The organism is Pseudomonas sp. ICMP 10191 (assembly GCF_001467335.1).
Classification (GTDB): domain Bacteria; phylum Pseudomonadota; class Gammaproteobacteria; order Pseudomonadales; family Pseudomonadaceae; genus Aquipseudomonas; species Aquipseudomonas cerasi.
Genome location: NZ_LKGW01000090.1, coordinates 77,330 through 102,200 on the forward strand (window position 1 = coordinate 77,330; position 24,871 = coordinate 102,200).

Annotated in this window: 35 protein-coding genes; all 35 read right to left on the reverse strand. The window is 55.1% G+C overall.

Features of this window, described 5'->3' with window-relative positions; genetic code table 11:
- Positions 1-38: 38 nt before the first annotated feature.
- Positions 39-503, reverse strand: coding sequence for a bacterioferritin (gene bfr, locus AO388_RS08170; RefSeq protein ID WP_003317095.1), 465 nt, complete (start codon positions 501-503; stop codon positions 39-41).
- Positions 504-657: 154 nt separating this feature from the next.
- On the reverse strand, positions 658-2,103 hold the full coding sequence (locus tag AO388_RS08175) for a catalase (protein ID WP_058416286.1): 1,446 nt from the start codon (positions 2,101-2,103) through the stop codon (positions 658-660).
- Positions 2,104-2,270: 167 nt separating this feature from the next.
- Complete coding sequence (gene rplQ / locus AO388_RS08180; RefSeq protein ID WP_002555463.1) at positions 2,271-2,657, reverse strand: 50S ribosomal protein L17; 387 nt, start codon at positions 2,655-2,657, stop codon at positions 2,271-2,273.
- A gap of 41 nt (positions 2,658-2,698) precedes the next feature.
- Complete coding sequence (locus AO388_RS08185) at positions 2,699-3,700, reverse strand: DNA-directed RNA polymerase subunit alpha (protein WP_002555464.1); 1,002 nt, start codon at positions 3,698-3,700, stop codon at positions 2,699-2,701.
- A gap of 22 nt (positions 3,701-3,722) precedes the next feature.
- Positions 3,723-4,343, reverse strand: a complete 621-nt coding sequence (gene rpsD / locus AO388_RS08190) for a 30S ribosomal protein S4 (RefSeq protein ID WP_002555465.1) — start codon at positions 4,341-4,343, stop codon at positions 3,723-3,725.
- An 18-nt stretch (positions 4,344-4,361) separates the two neighbouring features.
- Positions 4,362-4,751, reverse strand: coding sequence for a 30S ribosomal protein S11 (gene rpsK, locus AO388_RS08195; RefSeq protein ID WP_002555466.1), 390 nt, complete (start codon positions 4,749-4,751; stop codon positions 4,362-4,364).
- A gap of 30 nt (positions 4,752-4,781) precedes the next feature.
- Positions 4,782-5,138 carry a 30S ribosomal protein S13 gene (gene rpsM, locus AO388_RS08200; protein WP_002555467.1) on the reverse strand — a complete coding sequence of 119 codons (357 nt, stop codon included), beginning with the start codon at positions 5,136-5,138 and terminating at the stop codon, positions 4,782-4,784.
- A 130-nt stretch (positions 5,139-5,268) separates the two neighbouring features.
- Positions 5,269-5,385 carry a 50S ribosomal protein L36 gene (gene rpmJ / locus AO388_RS27275; RefSeq protein WP_002555468.1) on the reverse strand — a complete coding sequence of 39 codons (117 nt, stop codon included), beginning with the start codon at positions 5,383-5,385 and terminating at the stop codon, positions 5,269-5,271.
- Between the two features lie 28 nt (positions 5,386-5,413).
- On the reverse strand, positions 5,414-6,748 hold the full coding sequence (secY, locus tag AO388_RS08205; RefSeq protein WP_002555469.1) for a preprotein translocase subunit SecY: 1,335 nt from the start codon (positions 6,746-6,748) through the stop codon (positions 5,414-5,416).
- The gene (gene rplO / locus AO388_RS08210) at positions 6,749-7,183 is read right to left on the reverse strand and encodes a 50S ribosomal protein L15 (protein WP_002555470.1); all 435 of its coding nucleotides are present in this window, start codon (positions 7,181-7,183) and stop codon (positions 6,749-6,751) included. It lies immediately after the preceding gene.
- Between the two features lie 3 nt (positions 7,184-7,186).
- Positions 7,187-7,363: a 50S ribosomal protein L30 gene (gene rpmD / locus AO388_RS08215; protein WP_002555471.1), complete on the reverse strand. Its 177-nt coding sequence runs from the start codon at positions 7,361-7,363 to the stop codon at positions 7,187-7,189.
- A gap of 2 nt (positions 7,364-7,365) precedes the next feature.
- Positions 7,366-7,866: a 30S ribosomal protein S5 gene (rpsE, locus tag AO388_RS08220; RefSeq protein WP_003317099.1), complete on the reverse strand. Its 501-nt coding sequence runs from the start codon at positions 7,864-7,866 to the stop codon at positions 7,366-7,368.
- Positions 7,867-7,869: 3 nt separating this feature from the next.
- On the reverse strand, positions 7,870-8,220 hold the full coding sequence (gene rplR, locus AO388_RS08225; RefSeq protein ID WP_002555473.1) for a 50S ribosomal protein L18: 351 nt from the start codon (positions 8,218-8,220) through the stop codon (positions 7,870-7,872).
- Positions 8,221-8,230: 10 nt separating this feature from the next.
- On the reverse strand, positions 8,231-8,764 hold the full coding sequence (gene rplF / locus AO388_RS08230; RefSeq protein WP_003369019.1) for a 50S ribosomal protein L6: 534 nt from the start codon (positions 8,762-8,764) through the stop codon (positions 8,231-8,233).
- A gap of 12 nt (positions 8,765-8,776) precedes the next feature.
- Positions 8,777-9,169, reverse strand: coding sequence for a 30S ribosomal protein S8 (gene rpsH, locus AO388_RS08235; RefSeq protein WP_002555475.1), 393 nt, complete (start codon positions 9,167-9,169; stop codon positions 8,777-8,779).
- A gap of 214 nt (positions 9,170-9,383) precedes the next feature.
- Positions 9,384-9,689: a 30S ribosomal protein S14 gene (rpsN, locus tag AO388_RS08240; protein ID WP_002555476.1), complete on the reverse strand. Its 306-nt coding sequence runs from the start codon at positions 9,687-9,689 to the stop codon at positions 9,384-9,386.
- Between the two features lie 13 nt (positions 9,690-9,702).
- Positions 9,703-10,242, reverse strand: coding sequence for a 50S ribosomal protein L5 (rplE, locus tag AO388_RS08245; protein WP_002555477.1), 540 nt, complete (start codon positions 10,240-10,242; stop codon positions 9,703-9,705).
- 20 nt (positions 10,243-10,262) lie between these two features.
- Positions 10,263-10,577 (reverse strand): 50S ribosomal protein L24, encoded by a 315-nt coding sequence (rplX, locus tag AO388_RS08250; RefSeq protein WP_003317102.1) that lies wholly within the window; start codon positions 10,575-10,577, stop codon positions 10,263-10,265.
- 11 nt (positions 10,578-10,588) lie between these two features.
- Positions 10,589-10,957, reverse strand: coding sequence for a 50S ribosomal protein L14 (rplN, locus tag AO388_RS08255; protein ID WP_002555479.1), 369 nt, complete (start codon positions 10,955-10,957; stop codon positions 10,589-10,591).
- Positions 10,958-10,980: 23 nt separating this feature from the next.
- Entirely contained in the window at positions 10,981-11,247 is a 267-nt protein-coding gene (rpsQ, locus tag AO388_RS08260) for a 30S ribosomal protein S17 (protein ID WP_002555480.1), read from the reverse strand.
- A gap of 2 nt (positions 11,248-11,249) precedes the next feature.
- Positions 11,250-11,441 (reverse strand): 50S ribosomal protein L29, encoded by a 192-nt coding sequence (gene rpmC / locus AO388_RS08265; RefSeq protein WP_002555481.1) that lies wholly within the window; start codon positions 11,439-11,441, stop codon positions 11,250-11,252.
- Positions 11,441-11,854 carry a 50S ribosomal protein L16 gene (gene rplP / locus AO388_RS08270; protein WP_002555482.1) on the reverse strand — a complete coding sequence of 138 codons (414 nt, stop codon included), beginning with the start codon at positions 11,852-11,854 and terminating at the stop codon, positions 11,441-11,443. The genes rpmC and rplP overlap by 1 nt, the downstream gene beginning before the upstream one ends.
- A 12-nt stretch (positions 11,855-11,866) precedes the next feature.
- A complete protein-coding gene (gene rpsC, locus AO388_RS08275) occupies positions 11,867-12,553 on the reverse strand; it encodes a 30S ribosomal protein S3 (protein WP_003176422.1) in 687 nt (228 codons plus the stop codon).
- Between the two features lie 13 nt (positions 12,554-12,566).
- Positions 12,567-12,899 (reverse strand): 50S ribosomal protein L22, encoded by a 333-nt coding sequence (gene rplV, locus AO388_RS08280; protein WP_002555485.1) that lies wholly within the window; start codon positions 12,897-12,899, stop codon positions 12,567-12,569.
- A gap of 13 nt (positions 12,900-12,912) precedes the next feature.
- Positions 12,913-13,188 carry a 30S ribosomal protein S19 gene (gene rpsS / locus AO388_RS08285; RefSeq protein WP_002555486.1) on the reverse strand — a complete coding sequence of 92 codons (276 nt, stop codon included), beginning with the start codon at positions 13,186-13,188 and terminating at the stop codon, positions 12,913-12,915.
- Between the two features lie 16 nt (positions 13,189-13,204).
- Positions 13,205-14,029, reverse strand: coding sequence for a 50S ribosomal protein L2 (gene rplB, locus AO388_RS08290; protein ID WP_003317104.1), 825 nt, complete (start codon positions 14,027-14,029; stop codon positions 13,205-13,207).
- A gap of 14 nt (positions 14,030-14,043) precedes the next feature.
- Positions 14,044-14,343, reverse strand: coding sequence for a 50S ribosomal protein L23 (gene rplW, locus AO388_RS08295; protein ID WP_002555488.1), 300 nt, complete (start codon positions 14,341-14,343; stop codon positions 14,044-14,046).
- Positions 14,340-14,942, reverse strand: coding sequence for a 50S ribosomal protein L4 (rplD, locus tag AO388_RS08300; protein ID WP_002555489.1), 603 nt, complete (start codon positions 14,940-14,942; stop codon positions 14,340-14,342). Before rplD ends, rplW begins: the two co-directional genes overlap by 4 nt.
- Positions 14,943-14,954: 12 nt before the next feature.
- A complete protein-coding gene (rplC, locus tag AO388_RS08305; RefSeq protein WP_002555490.1) occupies positions 14,955-15,590 on the reverse strand; it encodes a 50S ribosomal protein L3 in 636 nt (211 codons plus the stop codon).
- An 81-nt stretch (positions 15,591-15,671) separates the two neighbouring features.
- Entirely contained in the window at positions 15,672-15,983 is a 312-nt protein-coding gene (gene rpsJ / locus AO388_RS08310) for a 30S ribosomal protein S10 (RefSeq protein WP_002555491.1), read from the reverse strand.
- Positions 15,984-16,070: 87 nt separating this feature from the next.
- Positions 16,071-17,294: an elongation factor Tu gene (gene tuf, locus AO388_RS08315; protein WP_058416287.1), complete on the reverse strand. Its 1,224-nt coding sequence runs from the start codon at positions 17,292-17,294 to the stop codon at positions 16,071-16,073.
- A gap of 31 nt (positions 17,295-17,325) precedes the next feature.
- Positions 17,326-19,431, reverse strand: a complete 2,106-nt coding sequence (fusA, locus tag AO388_RS08320) for an elongation factor G (RefSeq protein WP_003369029.1) — start codon at positions 19,429-19,431, stop codon at positions 17,326-17,328.
- A 30-nt stretch (positions 19,432-19,461) separates the two neighbouring features.
- The gene (gene rpsG, locus AO388_RS08325; RefSeq protein ID WP_002555493.1) at positions 19,462-19,932 is read right to left on the reverse strand and encodes a 30S ribosomal protein S7; all 471 of its coding nucleotides are present in this window, start codon (positions 19,930-19,932) and stop codon (positions 19,462-19,464) included.
- Positions 19,933-20,054: 122 nt separating this feature from the next.
- Positions 20,055-20,426: a 30S ribosomal protein S12 gene (gene rpsL / locus AO388_RS08330; protein ID WP_002555494.1), complete on the reverse strand. Its 372-nt coding sequence runs from the start codon at positions 20,424-20,426 to the stop codon at positions 20,055-20,057.
- A 199-nt stretch (positions 20,427-20,625) separates the two neighbouring features.
- Positions 20,626-24,825 (reverse strand): DNA-directed RNA polymerase subunit beta', encoded by a 4,200-nt coding sequence (rpoC, locus tag AO388_RS08335; protein WP_003431814.1) that lies wholly within the window; start codon positions 24,823-24,825, stop codon positions 20,626-20,628.
- Between the last annotated feature and the right edge of the window lie 46 nt (positions 24,826-24,871).

Genomic DNA, 24,871 nt, shown 5'->3' on the forward strand with positions numbered 1-24,871 from the left:
GTCACGCAAGTGCAGGAGCTTTTTCATGAGCGGCTGAATCAGAACTGCGATTGCAGGTAGTTCTGCAGGCCGATGGACTTGATCAGCCCCATCTGCTGTTCGAGCCAGTAGGTATGGTCTTCTTCCGTATCAGCCAACTGTACGCGCAGGATTTCGCGGGTCACGTAGTCGCTGTGCAGCTCACAGAGCTCGATACCCTTGCACAGGGCAGCACGTACCTTGTATTCGAGACGCAGATCGCTGGCGAGCATCTCAGGCACTGTGGTGCCGACGTCGAGGTCGTCAGGGCGCATGCGCGGCGTGCCTTCGAGCATGAGGATACGACGCATCAGCGCATCAGCGTGTTGCGCCTCTTCTTCCATCTCATGATTGATACGCTCGTAGAGCTTCGAAAAGCCCCAGTCTTCGTACATGCGTGAGTGAACGAAATATTGGTCACGAGCTGCCAGTTCGCCCGTGAGCAACGTGTTGAGATAATCGATTACTTCCGGGTGGCCTTGCATCGCACCAGACTCCTGCTTCAAAGGCGTTAGTTTGAACCAAGCGTCGCGCGAGGTCACTTAGAAAAACGCAATAAACCGACGAAAAGTGGCGAAATTACGCCGTTAAGAAGCGAAAAACCGCCCAAATGAGGGCGGTTCTGTTTCTCACTTCGACTCAGCCCAGTTTTATGCCCAATGCGTTTGCGATGCCTTCTCCGTAAGCAGGGTCGGCTTTGTGGAAATGCTGCAACTGACGCTGAACCACGTCACTGGAAACGCCTGCCATTGCCCCGGCAATGTTGCCGATCAACAGCGCTTTCTGATCAGCGCTCATCAGGTTGAACAACTTGCCTGCCTGACTGTAGTAATCACCGTCTACCCGGTGCTCATGACGATCTGCGGCACCGCTCAGAGACAGCGCAGGCTCTGCGTAGCGCGGATCTTCTTTCGGCGCATCCGAATAGCTGTTCGGTTCATAGTTTGGCGCCGCACCACCATTGGTGCCGAACGCCATCGCCCCGTCACGTTGATAGCTGTGTACGGGACTCTTGGGGGCATTGATCGGCAACTGCTGGTGATTGGTACCCACGCGGTAGCGATGCGCATCGGCGTAGGCAAATACGCGCCCTTGCAGCATACGGTCTGGCGAAAGGCCAACGCCTGGCACCATGTTGCTCGGGCCGAACGCGGCCTGCTCGACTTCGGCAAAGTAGTTGAGAGGGTTACGGTTCAACTCCAGTTCGCCGACCTCGATCAGCGGGTACTCTTTCTGCGACCAGGTCTTGGTCACGTCGAACGGGTTCTCATGATGATTCGCAGCCTGAGCCTCGGTCATCAACTGAATGCACACCTGCCACTTGGGGAAGTCGCCCTTCTCGATGGCAGTGAACAGATCGCGCTGAGCGTAATCGGGATCAGTACCGGCAATCCGCGCAGCGTCTGCGGGCGCGAGGTTCTTGATCCCTTGGCGGGTCTTGTAATGCCACTTCACCCAATGGCGCTCGCCTGCAGCACTGATGAGGCTATAGGTGTGGCTGCCGAAGCCGTGCATGTGACGGTAGCCGTCCGGAATGCCACGATCAGAGAACAGAATGGTGACCTGGTGCAGCGCCTCAGGCGAGTGCGACCAGAAATCCCACATCATCTGAGGACTTTTCAGATTGGTCTGCGGCAGGCGCTTCTGAGTGTGAATGAAGTCAGGGAATTTCAGAGGGTCACGGATAAAGAACACCGGCGTGTTGTTGCCCACGATGTCCCAGTTACCTTCCTCGGTGTAAAACTTGATCGCAAAGCCGCGCGGGTCACGCTCGGTGTCAGCCGAACCACGCTCTCCGCCTACGGTGGAGAAGCGCAGGAAAATCGGTGTCTGCTTGCCCACCGTGTCGAACAGCCTGGCGCTGGTGTACTGGCTGATGTCGCGGGTCACGGTGAACGTGCCATGAGCACCCGATCCCTTGGCATGCACGCGACGCTCCGGAATGTTCTCACGGTTGAAGTGGGCAAGCTTTTCGATCAGATGGAAATCATCAAGCAGTAGAGGACCACGTGGGCCTGCCGAACGGGAGTTCTGATTGTCTGCGACTGGGGCACCGCTGGCGGTCGTAAGGGTCTTCTGGCTCATCTACATCTTCCTCTGGTGTGTATAGCCGGCTGATCGGCTTGGGAGGAAGTATTGCCGAAAGCTATTGAAGCGTCGAATTCATTAAATCATGACTATCGATAGCAATTCTTAATTCCGGAAAACAAAAAACCGGGCACTAGGCCCGGTTTCATGTTCAAACTGATGTCTTATTCAGCAGCTTCTACAGAGCCACCGACAGGACGATCAACCAGCTCGACGTACGCCATTGGCGCGTTGTCGCCAGCGCGGAAACCGCACTTGAGGATGCGCAGGTAGCCGCCCTGACGGGTTGCATAGCGCTTGCCCAGATCGTTGAACAGTTTGCCGACGATTTCTTTCGAACGAGTACGGTCGAAAGCCAGACGACGGTTGGCAACGCTGTCTTCCTTGGCCAGGGTGATCAGCGGCTCGGCAACGCGGCGCAGTTCCTTGGCTTTCGGCAGGGTAGTTTTGATCAGCTCGTGCTCGAACAGCGACACCGCCATGTTTTGGAACATGGCTTTGCGGTGAGAGCTGGTACGGCTCAGGTGACGTCCACTTTTACGATGACGCATGGTTCATTCCTTACCAAACTCGCGTTCGGTGATTACGACGATCAGGCCGTAGCCTTGTCGTCCTTCTTAAGACTTGCCGGCGGCCAGTTGTCGAGGCGCATGCCGAGGGAGAGACCACGAGAAGCCAGAACGTCCTTGATCTCGGTCAAGGATTTCTTGCCCAGGTTCGGAGTCTTCAACAGCTCTACTTCGGTGCGCTGAATCAGATCACCGATGTAGTAGATGTTCTCCGCCTTAAGGCAGTTGGCCGAACGCACGGTCAGTTCCAAATCGTCAACCGGACGAAGCAGGATCGGATCGATCTCGTCTTCCTGTTCGATTACCACTGGTTCGCTGTCGCCTTTGAGGTCCACGAACGCAGCCAACTGCTGTTGCAGGATGGTTGCAGCGCGACGGATAGCCTCTTCAGGGTCCAGAGTACCGTTGGTTTCCAGATCAATAACCAGCTTGTCCAGGTTAGTACGCTGCTCGACACGGGCGTTTTCCACCACGTATGCGATACGGCGAACCGGGCTGAACGAAGAGTCAAGCTGCAAGCGACCAATGCTGCGGCTTTCGTCTTCATCGCTTTGACGCGAGTCTGCCGGCTCATAACCACGACCACGAGCTACGGTGAGCTTCATGTTCAAGACGCCGTTAGACGCCAGGTTAGCGATTACGTGATCGGGGTTAACGATCTCGACATCATGATCCAGCTGAATATCGGCAGCGGTAACCACCCCCGAACCCTTCTTCGACAAGGTCAGCGTAACTTCGTCTCGACCGTGCAGCTTGATAGCCAGACCTTTAAGGTTCAACAGGATTTCAATGACGTCTTCCTGTACACCTTCGATGGCGCTGTACTCATGGAGTACACCGTCAATCTCGGCCTCGACTACTGCACAGCCGGGCATGGAGGACAACAAAATGCGGCGAAGCGCGTTGCCCAGGGTATGGCCGAAACCACGCTCGAGAGGCTCGAGAGTGATTTTGGCGCGGGTTGGACTGACAACCTGCACATCAATGTGGCGGGGTGTCAGGAACTCATTTACCGAAATCTGCATGGATGCACCTATTTTCTAGCCCTTACTTGGAGTAGAGCTCGACAATCAGGCTTTCGTTGATGTCGGCGGATAGATCACTGCGAGCTGGAACGTTCTTGAAAACGCCCGATTTCTTCTCAGTGTCTACTTCTACCCATTCTACGCGGCCACGTTGGGCACACAGATCGAGAGCCTGGACAATACGCAGCTGATTCTTAGCTTTTTCGCGGATAGCAACAACGTCGCCAGCACGAACCTGATAAGAAGGAACGTTAACGGTTTTGCCGTTTACGCTGACCGACTTGTGCGAAACCAATTGACGGGATTCGGCACGCGTCGAGCCGAAGCCCATGCGGTATACAACGTTGTCCAGACGGCATTCGAGCAGTTGCAGCAGGTTCTCGCCTGTTGCACCTTTCTTGCCGGCGGCTTCTTTGTAGTAGCCGCTGAACTGACGCTCGAGAACGCCGTAGATACGACGGACTTTTTGCTTTTCACGCAGCTGAGTACCGTAATCGGACTGGCGACCACGACGTTGGCCGTGGATACCTGGAGCTGCTTCGATGTTGCACTTGGATTCGATAGCGCGAACGCCGCTCTTCAGAAAGAGATCGGTGCCTTCACGACGAGCAAGTTTGCATTTTGGACCAATGTAACGAGCCATTTCTTACAGTCTCCTGGATTACACGCGGCGCTTCTTCGGCGGACGGCACCCGTTGTGCGGGATTGGCGTCACGTCGGTGATGCTGGCGATCTTATAGCCACAGCCGTTCAATGCACGGACAGCGGATTCACGACCTGGGCCTGGACCCTTGACATTGACGTCGAGGTTCTTCAGACCGTACTCCAGCGCAGCTTGACCAGCACGTTCAGCAGCTACTTGAGCAGCGAACGGGGTGGACTTGCGCGAACCACGGAAACCCGAACCGCCGGAGGTAGCCCACGAAAGAGCGTTACCTTGACGATCGGTAATGGTGACGATTGTGTTGTTAAACGACGCGTGGATGTGGGCGATGCCATCAACCACTGTCTTTTTAACTTTTTTACGAGGACGAGCAGCAGGTTTTGCCATGACTAAATTCCTGTCGTTGCGCTGGTGCGATTACTTGCGGATCGGCTTACGCGGACCTTTGCGAGTACGCGCGTTGGTCTTGGTACGCTGACCGCGCACTGGAAGACCACGACGATGACGCAGACCGCGGTAGCAGCCCAGGTCCATCAAGCGCTTGATTTTCATGTTGATTTCGCGACGCAGGTCACCTTCAGTGGTGAACTTCGCCACCTCGCCACGCAGCTGTTCAATCTGCTCGTCGCTCAGATCTTTGATTTTCACCGCCGGATTTACGCCGGTGGTTGCACAAATTTTCTGTGCGGTGGTGCGACCAACACCATAGATGTAGGTCAACGAGATAACAGTATGCTTGTTATCTGGAATGTTAACGCCTGCAATACGGGCCATTCAGTGGGACTCCAATTGACAGCTACCTACGCCCCGGAAGCCAAGAAATAGGGCGCGAGATAATATCGCTGTAGTAACAAATAATCAACCCAGCAGCGCACTAGCTGCTGGGCTTAAGCACAAATCACAATCAGCCTTGGCGCTGCTTATGACGTGGTTCCGCGCTGCAAATTACTCGAACCACACCTTCGCGGCGGATAATCTTGCAGTTACGGCACAGCTTTTTCACCGATGCACGAACTTTCATCACCAACTCCTCGAACCTTAGGGGTGCTTCAGCGCAGCATACCGCCGCTGCCACCGTAGCCCTTCAGGTTGGCTTTCTTCATCAGGGATTCATACTGGTGCGAAACGAGGTGAGATTGCACTTGCGACATAAAGTCCATCACAACCACGACCACGATCAGCAACGAGGTCCCGCCAAGGTAGAACGGTACGTTTGCCGCGACCACCAGGAACTGGGGAAGCAGACACACGGCCGTCATATATAGAGCACCGAACATGGTCAAGCGAGTCAAAACGCCATCAATATAGCGTGCCGACTGCTCACCTGGACGAATACCCGGAATAAAGGCACCGGACTTCTTCAGGTTTTCCGCTACGTCTTTCGGATTGAACATCAACGCCGTATAGAAGAAGCAGAAGAAAATAATCCCTGCACTAAACAGCAGAATATTCAACGGCTGACCAGGAGCGATCGACTGCGAGATGTCCTGCAACCAGCCCAGACCTTCAGACTGACCGAACCAGGACCCCAACGAAGCCGGGAACAGCAAAATGCTGCTCGCGAAAATGGCCGGTATTACACCAGCCATGTTCACTTTCAGCGGCAAGTGGCTGGTCTGCGCAGCGAAGACCTTGCGGCCCTGCTGACGCTTGGCGTAGTGAACAGCGATACGACGCTGACCACGCTCAATGAACACCACAAAACCGATGATCGCTACCGCCAGCAAACCGATTGCAACCAGAGCGAAGATATTGATATCACCCTGACGTGCAGACTCGAAAGACTGCCCTATTGCTCTCGGAAGACCGGCGACGATACCTGCGAAAATCAACATCGAGATACCGTTGCCGACACCGCGCTCGGTGATCTGCTCGCCCAGCCACATCATGAACATCGCACCTGCCACGAAGGTAGTTACGGCCACAAAGTGGAAACCCAGGTCCCCAGAAAACGCGACGCCCTGACTCGCCAGACCAACGGACATGCCGATAGCTTGGACCAGAGCCAGGACAACGGTGCCATAGCGGGTGTACTGGCTTATCTTGCGACGGCCAGCTTCACCTTCCTTCTTCAACTGCTCCAGCTGCGGGCTGACGGCGGTCATCAACTGCATGATGATCGATGCCGAAATGTACGGCATGATCCCCAGTGCAAAGATGCTCATCCGTTCCAGCGCGCCGCCGGAAAACATGTTGAACAAGCTAAGAATGGTCCCCTCATTCTGTCGAAACAGTTCTGCGAGTCGGTCCGGGTTGATACCTGGAACCGGGATGTGTGCGCCTATTCGGTAGACGATAATCGCCAGGAACAGAAAACGCAGACGAGCCCAGAGTTCAGACATACCGCCTTTGCCGAGCGCTGAGAGAGCACCTTGCTTAGCCATTTATTCCTCGAACTTGCCGCCAGCTGCTTCGATAGCCGCACGCGCACCTTTGGTGGCGGCGATACCCTTGATAGTGACAGCGCGAGTAACTTCGCCCGACAGCATGATTTTCACACGCTGAACGTTCTGGTTAATCACGTTGGCATCTTTCAGGGACTGCACAGTTACGATGTCGCCTTCCACTTTAGCCAGCTCGGACAGACGCACTTCTGCGCGGTCCATGGCCTTCAGGGAAACGAAACCGAATTTTGGCAGGCGACGATGCAGCGGCTGTTGGCCGCCCTCAAAGCCCGGAGCAATAGTGCCACCGGAGCGGGAGCTTTGACCTTTGTGGCCACGGCCACCGGTCTTGCCCAAACCACTACCGATACCACGGCCCGGACGATGCTTTTCGCGACGGGAACCCGGCGCTGGACTCAGATCATTGAGTTTCATCGATTAACCCTCGACTCGCAGCATGTAGTAAGCCTTGTTGATCATCCCGCGATTTTCGGGAGTATCCAGGACTTCTACAGTGTGACCGATGCGACGCAGACCCAAACCCTTAATGCACAATCTGTGATTAGGGATGCGGCCGGTCATGCTTTTGATCAGCGTTACTTTAACGGTAGCCATGATCAGATGATCTCCTCAACACGCTTGCCACGCTTGGCAGCGATCGACTCAGGAGACTGCATGCCCTTCAAACCCTTGAACGTAGCGTGAACCACGTTTACCGGGTTAGTCGAACCGTAGCACTTGGCCAATACGTTCTGGACACCAGCAACTTCCAGCACTGCGCGCATTGCGCCGCCAGCGATGATACCGGTACCTTCAGAAGCAGGCTGCATGTACACCTTGGAGGCGCCATGAGCAGACTTCATCGCGTACTGCAGGGTAGTGCCGTTCAGATCAACCTGAATCATGTTGCGACGAGCAGCTTCCATCGCTTTCTGGATTGCAGCAGGCACTTCACGTGACTTGCCACGGCCGAAGCCAACGCGCCCTTTACCATCACCCACTACGGTCAACGCAGTGAAAGTGAAGATACGGCCGCCTTTTACGGTTTTGGCCACGCGGTTAACTTGAACCAGCTTCTCGATGTAGCCTTCGTCGCGTTTTTGGTCGTGATTTGACATAACTTAGAACTCCAGCCCGCCTTCACGAGCAGCATCAGCCAGCGCTTTGACACGGCCGTGGTACTTGAAGCCAGAACGGTCGAAAGCGACTTGCGATACACCCGCGGCTTTCGCGCGCTCGGCGACCAGCTTGCCAACCTTAGTGGCCGCGTCGATGTTGCCAGTGGCGCCATCACGCAGTTCTTTGTCCAAAGTCGAGGCGCTTGCCAGGACTTTGCTGCCGTCGGCCGAGATGACCTGGGCATAAATGTGCTGCGAAGAGCGGTGCACGCAGAGACGCACGACTTCCAGCTCGTGCATTTTCAGGCGTGCTTTGCGAGCGCGACGCAGTCGGGTAACTTTTTTGACGGTCATTTGCTATGCCCTACTTCTTCTTGGCTTCTTTACGGCGGACGACTTCGTCCGCGTAACGCACACCTTTGCCTTTGTAAGGCTCAGGACGGCGGAAGTCGCGGATCTCAGCGGCCACTTGACCAACCAACTGCTTATCGATACCACGAATCAGGATATCGGTCTGGCTGGGGGTCTCAGCGGTGATGCCATTCGGCAATTCATAGTCCACCGGGTGCGAGAAGCCAAGTGCAAGGTTCAGGACCGTGCCTTTTGCTTGCGCCTTGTAACCAACACCGACCAGCTGGAGCTTACGCTCGAAGCCTTGGCTTACGCCCTGGACCATGTTGTTAACCAGTGCACGAGTGGTGCCTGCCATTGCGCGGGTTTGTTGATCGCCATTGCGAGCAGCGAAACGCAGCTCACCAGCTTCTTCAACAATCTCAACGGACGAATGGATGTTCAGTTCCAGAGTGCCCTTGGCACCCTTCACCGAAAGCTGCTGGCCGACGAGTTTGACTTCGACGCCGGATGGCAACTTAACGGGGTTCTTAGCTACGCGTGACATGCTTATCCCCCCTTAGAACACAGTGCAAAGCACTTCGCCACCGACACCGGCAGCGCGCGCAGCACGATCCGTCATCACACCTTTACTGGTGGAGACGATAGACACACCAAGACCGCCACGAACTTTCGGCAGATCATCGGAGGACTTGTACTGACGCAAGCCTGGGCGGCTGACGCGCTTAACCTCTTCAATGACCGGACGGCCTTCGAAGTACTTAAGCTCGATGGACAGCGAGGATTTAACTTCGCTGCTGATCTGATAACCCGCAATGTAGCCTTCGTCCTTCAGGACTTTTGCTACAGCAACCTTCAACGTGGAAGATGGCATGCTTACGACGGGCTTTTCAGCCATCTGGGCATTACGGATACGAGTTAGCATGTCCGCTAACGGGTCCTGCATACTCATGGGCTAGACGCTCCTAAAACAAAATAATTAGCCTTGCGGCTACAGCTTGATCGCCGAGAACTTCCGGGCAAGTAAAAACACGGGCTCAGGCGAGCCGGCAATTCTAGTCCTACGCCGGAAATGAATCAAGCCCCATTAGGGGCTTGATTCAAATTCAGGCTTCATGCCGACCGGTGACTTGCGCAACCGGCTGGCACGAAGCGAGAGGTGCGCCTTACCAGCTGGCTTTGACCAGACCTGGTACGTCGCCACGCATGGCTGCTTCACGCAGTTTGTTACGGCCGAGGCCGAACTTGCGGTAAACGCCGTGTGGACGACCAGTGATGCGGCAACGGTTACGCATGCGCGCAGCGCTTGCGTCACGTGGTTGCTTCTGCAGGGCTACGGTAGCTTCCCAACGCGCTTCTGGACTTGCGTTCAGATCAACGATGATTGCTTTCAGCTCTGCACGCTTCTTGGCGTACTTGGCAACGGTGAGCTGACGCTTCAGCTCACGGTTTTTCATGCTCTTCTTGGCCATTTTCCTACTCCAATCAGTTGCGGAACGGGAATTTGAAAGCACGCAGCAATGCGCGACCTTCATCATCGTTCTTGGCAGTGGTGGTCAGGGTAATGTCCAGACCGCGGAGAGCATCGATCTTGTCGTAGTCGATTTCCGGGAAGATGATCTGCTCTTTTACGCCCATGCTGTAGTTACCACGACCATCGAAGGACTTGGCATTCAGGCCGCGGAAGTCGCGAACCCGAGGCAGGGAGATCGACAGCAGACGATCCAGGAATTCGTACATACGATCGCGGCGCAGAGTCACTTTGACACCGATCGGCCAACCTTCACGGACTTTAAAGCCAGCGATGGATTTCCGAGCGTAAGTCACAACGACTTTTTGACCGGTGATCTTTTCCAGGTCAGCAACAGCGTGCTCGATGACTTTTTTGTCGCCGATCGCTTCGCCCAGACCCATGTTCAGGGTGATTTTGGTAACGCGCGGAACTTCCATCACGTTCGAAAGCTTAAGTTCTTCCTTAAGTTTCGGAGCGATTTCCTTCCGGTAAATCTCTTTTAGTCGTGCCATGGTCTTCTACCTAGCAGTGTTCAAGCATCAACCGCTTTTTGGGTCGACTTGAAGACACGAATTTTCTTGCCGTCTTCAACTTTGAAACCAACGCGGTCAGCCTTGTTGGTTGCGCCGTTGAAAATGGCGACGTTGGAAGCGTGCATTGGCGCTTCTTTCTCGACGATACCGCCCTGTACGCCCGACATCGGGTTTGGCTTGGTATGACGCTTCACCAGGTTGATCCCACCAACGACCAAACGGTCGTCAGCGAGAACCTTGAGCACCTTACCGCGCTTACCTTTGTCTTTGCCGGCGATCACGATGATCTCGTCGTCACGACGAATCTTTTGCATGTCGGATCTCCTTAGAGCACTTCTGGGGCGAGCGAGACGATCTTCATGAACTTCTCAGTACGAAGTTCACGGGTCACTGGCCCAAAGATACGGGTACCGATCGGCTCTTGCTTGTTGTTCAACAGAACAGCAGCGTTGCCATCGAAGCGGATGATGGAGCCGTCTGCACGACGAACACCGTGGCGAGTGCGGACTACAACTGCAGTCATCACTTGGCCTTTTTTCACCTTGCCGCGAGGAATTGCTTCCTTGACGGTTACTTTGATGATGTCACCGATACCAGCGTAACGACGATGGGAGCCACCCAGAACCTTGATGCACATAACGCGGCGTGCGCCGCTGTTATCGGCCACATCGAGCATGGATTGAGTCTGAATCATATAATTTCTCCGACCCCTAGCCCTTAGACTTCCACAGCGCGTTCGAGGATATCAACCAATGCCCAAGACTTGGTCTTGGCTACCGGACGAGTTTCACGAATAGTGACCTTGTCGCCGATATGGCATTGATTGGTTTCGTCGTGCGCGTGCAGCTTAGTCGAACGCTTAACGTATTTACCGTAGATCGGGTGCTTTACGCGACGCTCGATCAGAACGGTGATGGTCTTGTCCATCTTGTCGCTGACAACACGGCCAGTCAGCGTACGGACAGTTTTTTCGGCTTCAGCCATGATTACTTACCTGCCTGCTGGTTGAGCACAGTTTTCACGCGAGCGATGTCACGCTTAACTTGCGAGAGCAGATGAGACTGCCCCAACTGGCCAGTTGCTTTCTGCATACGCAGATTGAACTGGTCGCGCAGCAGGCCGAGCAGTTGCTCGTTCAGCTGCTGTGCTGATTTTTCACGAAGTTCATTCGCTTTCATCACATCACCGTCCGCTTAACAAAGGAGGTGGCGAGCGGCAGCTTTGCAGCAGCCAGGGCGAAAGCCTCACGCGCCAGCTCTTCAGTAACACCCTCGATTTCATACAGGACTTTGCCTGGCTGAATCTGGGCAACCCAGTACTCCACGTTACCCTTACCTTTACCCATCCGAACTTCGAGTGGCTTTTTGGTTACAGGCTTGTCCGGGAACACACGGATCCAGATCTTGCCGCCACGTTTAACGTGACGGGTCAGAGCACGACGCGCTGACTCGATCTGACGAGCGGTGAGACGACCACGAGCAACAGACTTCAGCGCGAACTCGCCGAAGCTGACTTTGCTACCGCGCAGTGCCAGACCACGGTTGTGGCCGGTCATCTGCTTGCGGAACTTCGTACGCTTTGGTTGCAACATTTGGCGTACCCCTTACTTAGCAGCTTTTTTACGAGGCGCTGGTGCTTGTGGTTTCAGTTCTTCTTGGCGACCACCAATTACTTCGCCTTTGAAGATCCAAACCTTTACACCGATCACACCGTAAGTGGTGTGAGCTTCGTAGTTGGCATAGTCGATGTCGGCACGCAGGGTGTGCAGTGGCACACGACCTTCGCGATACCATTCAGTACGTGCGATTTCAGCACCGCCGAGACGACCGCTCACTTGGATTTTGATGCCTTTGGCACCAATGCGCATGGCGTTCTGAACAGCGCGCTTCATAGCGCGACGGAACATTACGCGACGCTCCAGCTGCTGAGCTACGCTCTGCGCAACCAGCATACCGTCGAGCTCCGGCTTACGGATCTCTTCGATATTGATGTGCACAGGCACACCCATTTGCTTGGTCAGGTCCTGACGCAGTTTCTCAACATCTTCACCTTTCTTCCCGATAACGATACCTGGACGAGCGGTGTGGATGGTGATACGTGCTGTCTGAGCCGGACGATGGATATCGATACGGCTGACGGACGCGCTTTTTAATTTGTCTTGGAGGTACTCACGCACTTTCAGATCAGCGAACAAATAGTCCGCATAAGTCCGACCGTCTGCGTACCAGACGGAGGTGTGCTCCTTGACGATTCCCAGGCGAATGCCAATGGGATGTACTTTCTGACCCATCTCTTCGACTCCGTTACTTGTCAGCAACCTTGACAGTGATATGGCAAGACCGCTTGACGATGCGATCAGCACGGCCTTTAGCACGTGGCATGATGCGCTTCAGCGAACGCCCTTCGTTGACGAAAACGGTGGAGACCTTGAGGTCATCAACGTCTGCGCCTTCGTTATGCTCGGCGTTGGCTACAGCCGACTCCAGCACTTTCTTCAGGATCTCGGCGGCTTTCTTACTGCTGAAAGCCAACAGGTTGAGCGCTTCGCCCACCTTCTTCCCGCGGATCTGGTCGGCGACCAAGCGGGCTTTCTGGGCGGAGATTCGAGCGCCCGACAACTTAGCGGCTACTTCCATCGTTCCTTACCCCTTAACGCTTGGCTTTCTTGTCTGCCACGTGCCCACGATATGTGCGGGTACCGGCAAACTCGCCTAGTTTATGGCCGACCATGTCTTCGTTCACGAGAACTGGAACATGCTGGCGACCGTTATGCACTGCAATGGTCAAACCGACCATTTGTGGCAGGATCATCGAACGACGCGACCAGGTCTTAACTGGTTTGCGATCGTTCTTTTCCGCCGCCACTTCGATCTTCTTCAGTAGGTGAAGATCAATAAAAGGACCTTTTTTCAGAGAACGTGGCACTGTCGTATCCCTCTATTTACTTGCGACGACGGACGATCATTTTGTCGGTACGCTTATTACCACGAGTCTTCGCGCCCTTAGTCGGGAAGCCCCACGGCGATACCGGATGACGACCACCAGAGGTACGACCTTCACCACCACCATGTGGGTGGTCAACCGGGTTCATGGCAACACCACGAACGGTTGGGCGAACGCCACGCCAGCGTTTGGCACCCGCTTTACCCAGCGAACGAAGGCTGTGCTCGGAGTTCGAGACTTCGCCCAGCGTTGCACGGCACTCAGACAGTACTTTACGCATTTCACCGGAGCGAAGACGCAGGGTAACGTACACACCTTCACGAGCGATCAGCTGTGCCGAGGCACCAGCGGAACGAGCGATCTGTGCGCCTTTACCTGGCTTCAGTTCGATGCCGTGTACGGTGCTACCAACTGGAATGTTGCGCAGTTGAAGAGCGTTGCCCGGCTTGATTGGTGCCAGAGCACCTGCAATCAGCTGGTCGCCAGCACTCACGCCTTTAGGGGCGATGATGTAGCGGCGCTCGCCGTCTGCGTAAAGCAGCAGAGCAATGTGAGCAGTACGGTTTGGATCGTATTCGATACGCTCGACGGTGGCAGCGATGCCATCCTTGTCGTTGCGACGGAAGTCGACCAGACGATAATGCTGCTTATGGCCACCACCGATATGACGGGTAGTAATACGACCATTGTTGTTACGACCACCAGACTTCGATTTTTTCTCGAGCAGCGGTGCGTGAGGAGCGCCTTTATGCAGCTCCTGGTTGACCACCTTGACCACAAAACGGCGGCCAGGGGAAGTCGGTTTGCATTTAACGATTGCCATGATGCACCCCTTCCTTACTCAGCACTGCTGCTGAAATCGAGATCTTGGCCTGGCTGAAGGGAGATAACTGCCTTCTTCCAGTCATTACGCTTGCCCAGACCGCGAGCAGTGCGCTTGCTCTTACCCAGAACATTCAGGGTAGTAACACGCTCTACTTTCACGCTGAACAGGCTTTCGACGGCCTTCTTGATTTCCAGCTTGGTTGCGTCAGTAGCAACCTTGAAAACGAACTGACCTTTTTTGTCTGCAAGAACCGTAGCCTTCTCGGAAACGTGCGGGCCAAGCAGAACTTTAAATACGCGTTCCTGGTTCATCCCAGCAGCTCCTCGAATTTCTTCACGGCCGACACAGTGATCAACACTTTGTCGTATGCGATCAGACTAACTGGATCGGAACCTTGAACGTCACGTACATCAACGTGCGGCAGGTTACGAGCAGCCAGGTACAGATTCTGGTCAACAGCGTCAGACACGATCAGGACGTCAGTCAGGCCCATGCCAGTCAGCTTGTTCAGCAAATCTTTGGTTTTCGGTGCTTCAACAGCGAAGTCCTGAACCACGACCAAACGATCAGTACGAACCAGTTCAGCAAGGATGGAGCGCAGAGCAGCGCGATACATCTTCTTGTTGAGCTTCTGAGTGTGATCCTGAGGACGAGCCGCGAAAGTGGTACCGCCGCCACGCCAGATTGGGCTACGGATAGTACCGGCACGAGCACGGCCAGTACCTTTCTGACGCCAAGGGCGCTTACCGCCACCACGAACGTCGGAACGGGTCTTCTGCTGCTTGCTACCCTGACGACCGCCAGCCATGTAGGCCACGACTGCCTGGTGAACCAGCGTCTCGTTGAATTCGCCGCCAAATGTCAGTTCGGAAACTTCGATTGCCTGAGCGTCATTTACATTTAATTGCATGTCAGCTTCCCCTTAACCGCGAGCCTTGGCTGCCGGACGTACAACCAGGTTGCCGCCAGTAGCGCCAGGAACAGCACCCTTGACCAACAACAGATTGCGTTCAGCGTCCACGCGCACTACTTCCAGGGACTGCACGGTCACGCGCTCAGCGCCCATATGACCGGACATTTTTTTGCCCTTGAATACACGACCAGGAGTCTGGCACTGGCCGATAGAGCCTGGGACGCGGTGGGAGACGGAGTTACCGTGGGTATTGTCTTGACCACGGAAATTCCAACGCTTGATCGTACCCTGGAAGCCTTTACCCTTGGACTGACCGGTTACATCAACCAGTTGACCAGCGGCGAAGATTTCAGCGTTGATCTGATCGCCAGCCTGGTAGTCGCCTTCTTCAAGACGGAATTCCATGACGGTACGACCGGCGGCAACGTTCGCCTTAGCGAAGTGGCCAGCCTGAGCGGCTGTAACACGCGAAGCGCGACGCTCGCCGACAGTGACTTGCACTGCACGATAGCCATCGGTTTCTTCGGTTTTGAACTGAGTGACGCGATTCGGCTCGATCTCAATGACCGTGACCGGAATGGAGACACCTTCTTCGGTGAAAATACGGGTCATACCGCATTTACGACCGACTACACCAATAGTCATGTTGTAAACCTCATGAGTGTACGGGGCTTTCACCCGCTATGGCCGCCCATTTCAGAGCGTTACACGACTAAGACCCAAGTCTTAGCCGAGGCTGATCTGAACTTCCACACCGGCCGCAAGATCAAGCTTCATAAGCGCATCAACGGTTTTTTCCGTTGGCTGAACAATGTCCAGAACACGCTTGTGAGTACGGATCTCATACTGGTCGCGCGCGTCTTTGTTGACGTGCGGAGAAACCAGAACGGTGAACCGCTCTTTACGAGTCGGCAGTGGAATCGGACCACGCACCTGTGCACCAGTACGTTTCGCGGTTTCCACGATTTCCTGGGTTGATTGGTCGATCAGGCGATGGTCAAAAGCCTTCAACCTGATACGGATTTGCTGGTTTTGCATTGGATTCAGACTCCAGATTGCTGTTCCCACCGAGCGCAATACGCCCGTTAAAAGGAGGCGCAATTCTATAGACGACCTCACTAGGTGTCAACCCAATAAAAAAGCCCCCGCGTTGCGGNACGCGATGATTTTGGCCACGACGCCAGCGCCGACGGTACGACCGCCTTCACGGATTGCGAAACGCAGACCATCTTCCATTGCGATTGGCTTGATCAGGGTAACGGAAACTTTAACGTTATCACCTGGCATAACCATTTCTACGCCTTCCGGCAGTTCGCAGCTACCAGTTACGTCGGTAGTACGGAAGTAGAACTGTGGACGGTAGCCTTTGAAGAACGGAGTGTGACGACCGCCTTCTTCTTTGCTCAGAACGTAGATTTCAGCTTCGAACTGAGTGTGCGGCTTGACGGTGCCTGGCTTGACCAGAACCTGGCCACGCTCAACGTCGTCACGTTTGGTACCACGCAGCAGAACGCCGCAGTTCTCGCCAGCACGACCTTCGTCGAGCAGCTTACGGAACATTTCAACACCGGTGCAGGTGGTGACGGTAGTGTCACGCAGACCAACGATTTCCAGTGGATCCTGAACCTTGACGATACCGCGCTCAATACGACCAGTCACAACAGTACCGCGACCGGAGATCGAGAACACGTCTTCGATTGGCATCAGGAACGGCTTGTCGGTCAGACGAACTGGTTCTGGAATGTAGGAGTCCAGTGTTTCAACCAGTTTACGAACGGCAGTGGTGCCCATTTCGTTGTCGTCTTTACCTTCCAGAGCCATACGAGCAGAACCGATGATGATCGGAGTGTCGTCGCCTGGGAAGTCGTAAGTGCTCAGCAGATCGCGCACTTCCATCTCAACCAGTTCCAGCAGCTCAGCGTCGTCTACCAGGTCAGCCTTGTTCAGGAAAACCACGATGTACGGAACGCCAACCTGACGGGACAGCAGGATGTGCTCACGGGTTTGTGGCATCGGACCATCAGCGGCCGAACAAACCAGAATCGCGCCGTCCATCTGGGCAGCACCGGTGATCATGTTCTTCACGTAGTCAGCGTGACCTGGGCAGTCAACGTGAGCGTAGTGACGGATCAACGATTTGTATTCAACGTGCGCGGTATTAATGGTAATACCACGAGCTTTCTCTTCCGGTGCGCTGTCGATCTTGTCGAATTCAACAGCAGCCGAACCGAAAACTTCGGAGCAGACGCGAGTCAGAGCAGCGGTCAGCGTGGTTTTACCGTGGTCAACGTGACCAATGGTGCCAACGTTGACGTGCGGGAGGGAACGATCAAATTTTTCTTTAGCCACGACAAATAACTCCTAGCCTAAAGGCGCTGAATCAGCCTTGTTTTTTGGTTACAGTTTCGACGATGTGCGACGGAGCTGTATTGTATTTTTTGAATTCCATAGAGTAGCTTGCGCGACCCTGAGACATGGAGCGAACGTCGGTCGCATAACCGAACATCTCACCCAACGGAACCTCGGCACGAATTACCTTGCCGGAAACCGTATCTTCCATACCCAGAATCATGCCGCGACGGCGGTTAAGGTCGCCCATCACGTCACCCATATAGTCTTCAGGCGTAACAACCTCTACCGCCATGATCGGCTCAAGCAACTCACCACCGCCCTTCTGGGCCAGTTGCTTGGTCGCCATGGAGGCAGCCACCTTAAACGCCATCTCGTTCGAGTCGACGTCATGGTAGGAACCATCAAACACGGTAGCCTTCAGGCCGATCAGCGGATAGCCGGCAACAACGCCGTTCTTCATCTGCTCTTCGATACCCTTCTGGATAGCCGGGATGTATTCCTTGGGAACAACACCACCTACCACTTCGTTTACGAATTGCAGACCTTCCTGACCTTCGTCAGCAGGTGCAAAACGGATCCAGCAGTGACCGAACTGGCCACGACCGCCGGATTGACGAACGAACTTGCCTTCGATTTCACAATTCTTCGTGATGCGCTCACGATAGGAAACCTGAGGCTTGCCGATGTTGGCTTCGACGTTGAACTCACGGCGCATCCGGTCAACCAGGATGTCCAGGTGCAGCTCGCCCATGCCAGAGATGATCGTTTGACCAGTCTCTTCATCAGTCTTGACGCGGAAAGACGGGTCTTCCTGAGCAAGCTTGCCCAGTGCGATACCCATTTTTTCCTGGTCATCCTTGGTTTTAGGCTCAACGGCAACCGAAATAACCGGCTCCGGGAAGTCCATGCGAACCAGGATGATTGGCTTGTCAGCGTTGCACAAGGTCTCACCAGTGGTGACGTCCTTCATGCCGATCAAGGCCGCGATGTCACCAGCGCGCACTTCCTTGATCTCTTCGCGGGCGTTTGCGTGCATCTGCACCATACGACCCACACGCTCTTTCTTGCCCTTGACCGAGTTGATCACGCCGTCGCCGGATGCCAACACGCCCGAGTAAACGCGGACGAAAGTCAAGGTACCCACGAATGGGTCGGTAGCGATCTTGAACGCCAGAGCCGAGAACGGCTCGTTGTCGTCTGCATGACGCTCCATCAGGACTTCTTCGTTATCAGGATCGGAACCCTTGATAGCTGGAATGTCGGTCGGAGCCGGCAGGTAGTCGATCACGGCGTCGAGAACCAGGGGAACGCCCTTGTTCTTGAAGGAAGAACCGCAAACAGCAAGAACGATCTCGCCAGCGATAGTACGCTGACGCAGAGCGGCCTTGATTTCCTCGTTGGAGAGTTCTTCACCTTCGAGGTACTTGTTCATCAGCTCTTCGCTGGCTTCGGCCGCAGCCTCGACCATGTTGCTGCGCCATTCGTCAGCCAGTTCCTGCAGTTCAGCAGGAATAGGCTCACGACGTGGAACCATACCCTTGTCGGCATCGTTCCAGTAAACAGCTTCCATGGACATCAGATCGATCTGACCCTGGAAGTTGTCTTCGGCGCCAATGGCCAGCTGGATCGGCACCGGGGTGTGACCCAGGCGCTGCTTGATCTGAGCGATTACGCGCAGAAAGTTCGCACCTGCACGGTCCATCTTGTTCACGTAAACGATACGTGGAACACCGTACTTGTTGGCTTGACGCCATACGGTTTCGGACTGCGGCTCTACGCCGGAAGTACCACAGAACACAACGACCGCGCCGTCGAGTACACGCAGGGAACGCTCAACTTCAATGGTGAAGTCAACGTGGCCCGGGGTGTCAATAACATTGAAACGGTATTGGTCTTTGTGTTGCTTCTCGGAACCCTGCCAGAAGGCAGTAATAGCAGCAGAAGTAATGGTAATACCACGCTCCTGCTCCTGAACCATCCAGTCCGTGGTCGCGGCGCCGTCATGCACCTCGCCCATTTTGTGGCTTTTGCCGGTGTAAAAAAGGACGCGCTCGGTGGTGGTGGTTTTACCAGCATCCACGTGAGCAACGATACCAATGTTACGGTAGCGGCCAATCGGAGTAGTACGAGCCATAAAGCCCTCGCAAAATTAGTGACGCTGAAATTAGAAGCGGTAGTGCGAGAAAGCCTTGTTGGCCTCAGCCATACGGTGCACGTCTTCACGCTTCTTGACCGCAGCACCTTTACCTTCGGCGGCGTCCAGCAGTTCGCCAGCCAAACGCAGCGCCATTGACTTCTCACCGCGCTTGCGCGCGAAGTCTACCAGCCAACGCATTGCCAGAGCATTACGACGGGACGGACGAACTTCGACAGGAACCTGGTAAGTAGCACCGCCTACACGGCGCGACTTTACTTCGACCAGCGGAGCGATGGCGTCGAGAGCTTTCTCGAAGATTTCCAGGGGGTCGCTGTTCTTACGTTCTTTAACCTTTTCCAGCGCGCCATAAACGATACGCTCGGCAACGGCTTTCTTGCCGCTTTCCATTACGTGGTTCATGAACTTGGCCAGAATCTGGCTGCCGTATTTTGGATCGTCAAGCACTTCGCGCTTGGCTGCTACGCGTCTTCTTGGCATGGATAAGCCCTCAAACGGTCTTCAGGTTAGCTCGGGACCACCATCCTGCGAGGGATGCGCCCGACCTTACTCTTATCGACTCAGAAAAATAGAAATCTGCAATTTCAAACAGAAGCCAAAAACTACTTAGGCTTCTTGGTACCGTATTTCGAGCGACCCTGGTTACGACCTTTAACGCCGGAAGTATCCAAAGAACCACGAACGGTGTGATAACGAACACCTGGCAAGTCTTTTACACGACCGCCACGGATCAGTACCACGCTGTGCTCTTGCAGGTTGTGACCTTCACCACCGATGTACGAGGAAACCTCGAAACCGTTGGTCAGGCGCACACGGCAGACTTTACGCAATGCCGAGTTAGGTTTTTTCGGCGTGGTGGTATACACACGAGTGCACACACCGCGACGTTGCGGGCAGTTCTGCAGCGCAGGTACGTCGGATTTCTCGACGATACGCTTACGCGGCTGACGTACCAGCTGGTTGATAGTTGCCATCTACTAGCTCCACTGTTGTCTTGCGACGCTATTGTCTTACAAGAAAAGCAAATGACAGGGCACAGGCCCCGCCAAATTTAGGGGTACAAGAGTCTAAAGAGGATCCCGCCCCCAGTCAAGACAAAGCCCCGACGTCCTCACCGGGCGAGGCAGCACGAAAGGTGCTGTCTGCCAGGTGAAAAATGCCGAGGCTCTGGTCTCAATTACCGCTGGAGTTCAACGCTTCCGTCAGAGCTGCTTCTACTTCGCTCGCGCTGACACGGGTCGGTTTGTCCATTTCACGACGACGCTTGCGCTCGCTGTGATAAGCCAGACCAGTACCGGCCGGGATCAGACGACCCACGACCACGTTTTCCTTCAGGCCGCGCAGGTAATCGCGCTTGCCGGTCACAGCCGCTTCGGTCAGTACGCGGGTTGTCTCCTGGAAGGAGGCCGCGGAGATGAACGACTCGGTGGACAGCGATGCCTTGGTGATACCCAGCAACACGCGAGTGAACTTGGAAACAAACTTGTCTTCCGTGCTCAAACGCTCGTTTTCTACCAGTACGTGAGTCAATTCCATCTGGTCGCCCTTGATGAAACTGGAATCGCCAGACTCGGCAATCTCAACCTTGCGCAGCATCTGACGCAGAATCGTCTCAATGTGCTTGTCGTTGATCTTCACGCCTTGCAGACGGTATACGTCCTGAATCTCGTTGACGATGTACTTGGCCAGCGCACTCACACCCAGCAGACGCAGGATGTCGTGTGGATCGCTCGGGCCGTCGGAGATAACTTCGCCGCGGTTCACTTGCTCGCCTTCGAAGACGTTCAGGTGACGCCACTTCGGAATCAGTTCCTCGTACGGATCGCTACCGTCGTTCGGGGTAATGACCAGACGGCGCTTGCCCTTGGTCTCTTTACCGAATGCGATGGTACCGCTGACTTCTGCAAGGATCGACGCCTCTTTCGGACGACGCGCTTCGAACAGGTCGGCAACACGCGGCAGACCACCGGTGATGTCACGAGTCTTCGAAGTTTCCTGCGGAATACGAGCGATAACATCACCGATCGCGATCTGCGCACCGTCAGCAACACCAACAAGGGCGTTGGCCGGCAGGAAGTACTGGGCCGGTACGTCAGTACCAGGCAGCAGCAGATCCTTGCCATCCAGACCGACCATCTTCACAGCAGGACGTATGTCCTTGCCGGCAGCCGGGCGGTCTTTGGCGTCGAGCACTTCAATGTTGGTCATACCGGTCAATTCGTCTGTCTGACGCTTGATCGTGATGCCTTCTTCCATGCCTACGTAGGTAACAGTACCTTTCATCTCGGTGACGATTGGGTGAGTGTGCGGATCCCACTTGGCCACGATAGAGCCAGCGTCGACCTTGTCGCCTTCCTTCACCGAAATCACTGCACCGTATGGCAGCTTGTAACGCTCACGCTCGCGACCGAAGTCATCTGCGATTGCCAGCTCACCGGAGCGGGATACCGCAACCAGGTGACCGTCAACACGCTCGACGTGCTTCAGGTTGTGCAGACGGACAGTACCGCCATTCTTCACCTGAACGCTGTCGGCTGCCGAGGTCCGGCTTGCCGCACCACCGATGTGGAACGTACGCATTGTCAGCTGGGTACCCGGCTCACCGATCGACTGTGCAGCGATTACGCCGACAGCTTCACCGATGTTGACCTGATGACCGCGTGCCAGGTCGCGACCGTAGCACTTGGCGCAGATGCCGTAGCGGGTTTCGCAGCTGATTGGCGAACGAACGATGACTTCGTCGATGCTGTTCAGCTCGATGAACTCGACCCACTTCTCGTCTACCAGCGTGCCAGCAGGCACGATGACATCTTCTGTGCCCGGCTTGAATACGTCACGGGCGATGACTCGACCCAGTACGCGCTCACCCAGCGGCTCCACAACGTCACCGCCTTCAATGTGCGGTGTCATCAGCAGACCGTGCTCGGTACCGCAGTCAACCTCGGTAACCACCAGATCCTGAGCGACGTCTACCAGACGGCGTGTCAGATAACCGGAGTTAGCGGTTTTCAGTGCGGTATCCGCAAGACCCTTACGAGCACCGTGAGTAGAGATGAAGTACTGAAGTACGCTCAAACCTTCACGGAAGTTCGCAGTGATCGGCGTTTCAATGATGGAGCCGTCAGGCTTGGCCATCAGACCACGCATACCGGCCAGCTGACGGATCTGGGCAGCAGAACCACGCGCCCCGGAGTCAGCCATCATGTACATCGAGTTGAAGGATTCCTGATCAACTTCGACGCCGTGACGGTCGATAACACGCTCTTTGGACAGGTTCGACATCATCGCTTTCGAGACTTCGTCGTTCGCCTTGGACCAAAGGTCGATTACCTTGTTGTACTTCTCGCCCTGGGTTACCAGGCCGGAGGCGTACTGACTTTCGATCTCTTTAACTTCTTCGGTAGCCGCGTCGATGATGCGAGCTTTTTCATCAGGGATAACGAAGTCGTTAACGCCGATGGAAACACCCGAAATGGTCGAGTAGGCAAAACCGGTGTACATCAACTGGTCAGCGAAGATAACGGTCTCTTTCAGGCCAACCACGCGATAGCACTGGTTGATCAGCTTGGAGATCGCCTTCTTCTTCATCGGCTGGTTGACAACGTCGTAGGACAGGCCGGCCGGAACCACCTGGAACAGCAGCGCACGGCCGACAGTGGTGTCGACGATACGGGTGTTCTTGACGCTGCCACCATCACGGTCGTTGACCGTTTCGTGGATACGAACCTTGACCTTGGCGTGCAGAGCCGCTTCGCCGGCGCGGAATACGCGGTCGACTTCCTGCAGATCCGCAAATACACGACCTTCGCCCTTGGCGTTAATCGCTTCGCGGGTCATGTAGTACAGACCCAGTACAACGTCCTGCGAAGGAACGATGATTGGCTCACCGTTGGCTGGCGACAGAATGTTGTTGGTCGACATCATCAGTGCACGGGCTTCGAGCTGAGCTTCCAGCGTCAGAGGCACGTGAACGGCCATCTGGTCACCGTCGAAGTCGGCGTTGTACGCAGCACAGACCAGCGGGTGCAGCTGAATAGCCTTACCTTCGATCAATACCGGTTCAAACGCCTGGATGCCCAGACGGTGAAGCGTTGGCGCACGGTTCAGAAGCACCGGGTGTTCGCGAATCACTTCAGCGAGAACGTCCCAGACCTCTGGCAGCTCGCGCTCGACCATCTTCTTGGCAGCTTTGATGGTCGTGGCCAGGCCACGCATTTCCAGCTTGCCGAAAATGAACGGCTTGAACAGCTCGAGAGCCATCTTCTTCGGCAGACCGCACTGGTGCAGACGCAGGGTCGGACCTACGGTAATTACCGAACGACCCGAGTAGTCAACACGCTTACCGAGCAAGTTCTGACGGAAACGACCCTGTTTACCCTTGATCATGTCAGCCAGGGATTTCAGAGGACGCTTGTTGGAACCTGTGATCGCACGACCGCGACGGCCGTTGTCGAGCAGTGCATCGACCGCTTCCTGCAGCATGCGCTTTTCGTTGCGCACGATGATATCGGGAGCGGACAGATCCAGCAGGCGCTTCAGACGGTTGTTACGGTTGATCACTCGACGATACAGGTCGTTGAGGTCGGACGTCGCGAAACGGCCACCGTCAAGCGGAACCAGAGGACGCAGATCTGGCGGCAGAACCGGCAGAACGGTCAGCACCATCCACTCAGGGAGGTTGCCGGAACCCTGGAAGGCTTCCATCAATTTCAGACGCTTGGACAGCTTCTTGATTTTGGTTTCGGAATTGGTTTGCGGAATTTCTTCGCGCAGGCGGCCAATTTCGTGCTCCAGGTCAATAGCGTGCAGCAGCTCGCGGACAGCCTCGGCACCCATGCGGGCATCGAAGTCGTCACCGAACTCTTCAAGCGCTTCGAAGTACTGCTCGTCGTTCAGCAGCTGACCTTTTTCAAGGGTAGTCATGCCTGGATCGATAACGACATAGCTCTCGAAGTAGAGAACACGTTCGATATCACGCAGGGTCATGTCCATCAGCAAACCGATACGGGACGGCAGCGATTTCAGGAACCAGATGTGAGCAACCGGCGAAGCCAGCTCGATGTGAGCCATGCGCTCGCGACGAACCTTGGCCAGTGCTACTTCAACACCGCATTTTTCGCAGATGACACCACGGTGCTTCAGGCGCTTGTACTTACCGCACAGGCACTCGTAATCTTTTACCGGGCCAAAGATCTTGGCGCAGAACAGACCGTCACGCTCAGGCTTGAACGTACGGTAGTTGATGGTTTCCGGCTTTTTAACTTCACCGAACGACCAAGAGCGGATCATCTCAGGCGATGCAAGTCCGATACGGATTGCGTCGAACTCTTCGACTTGACCCTGGTTTTTCAGCAAATTCAGTAGGTCTTTCAAGGCTTTTCCTCCTGGCGGAGCAGGGAGCAGGCAATACCGCCCTGCC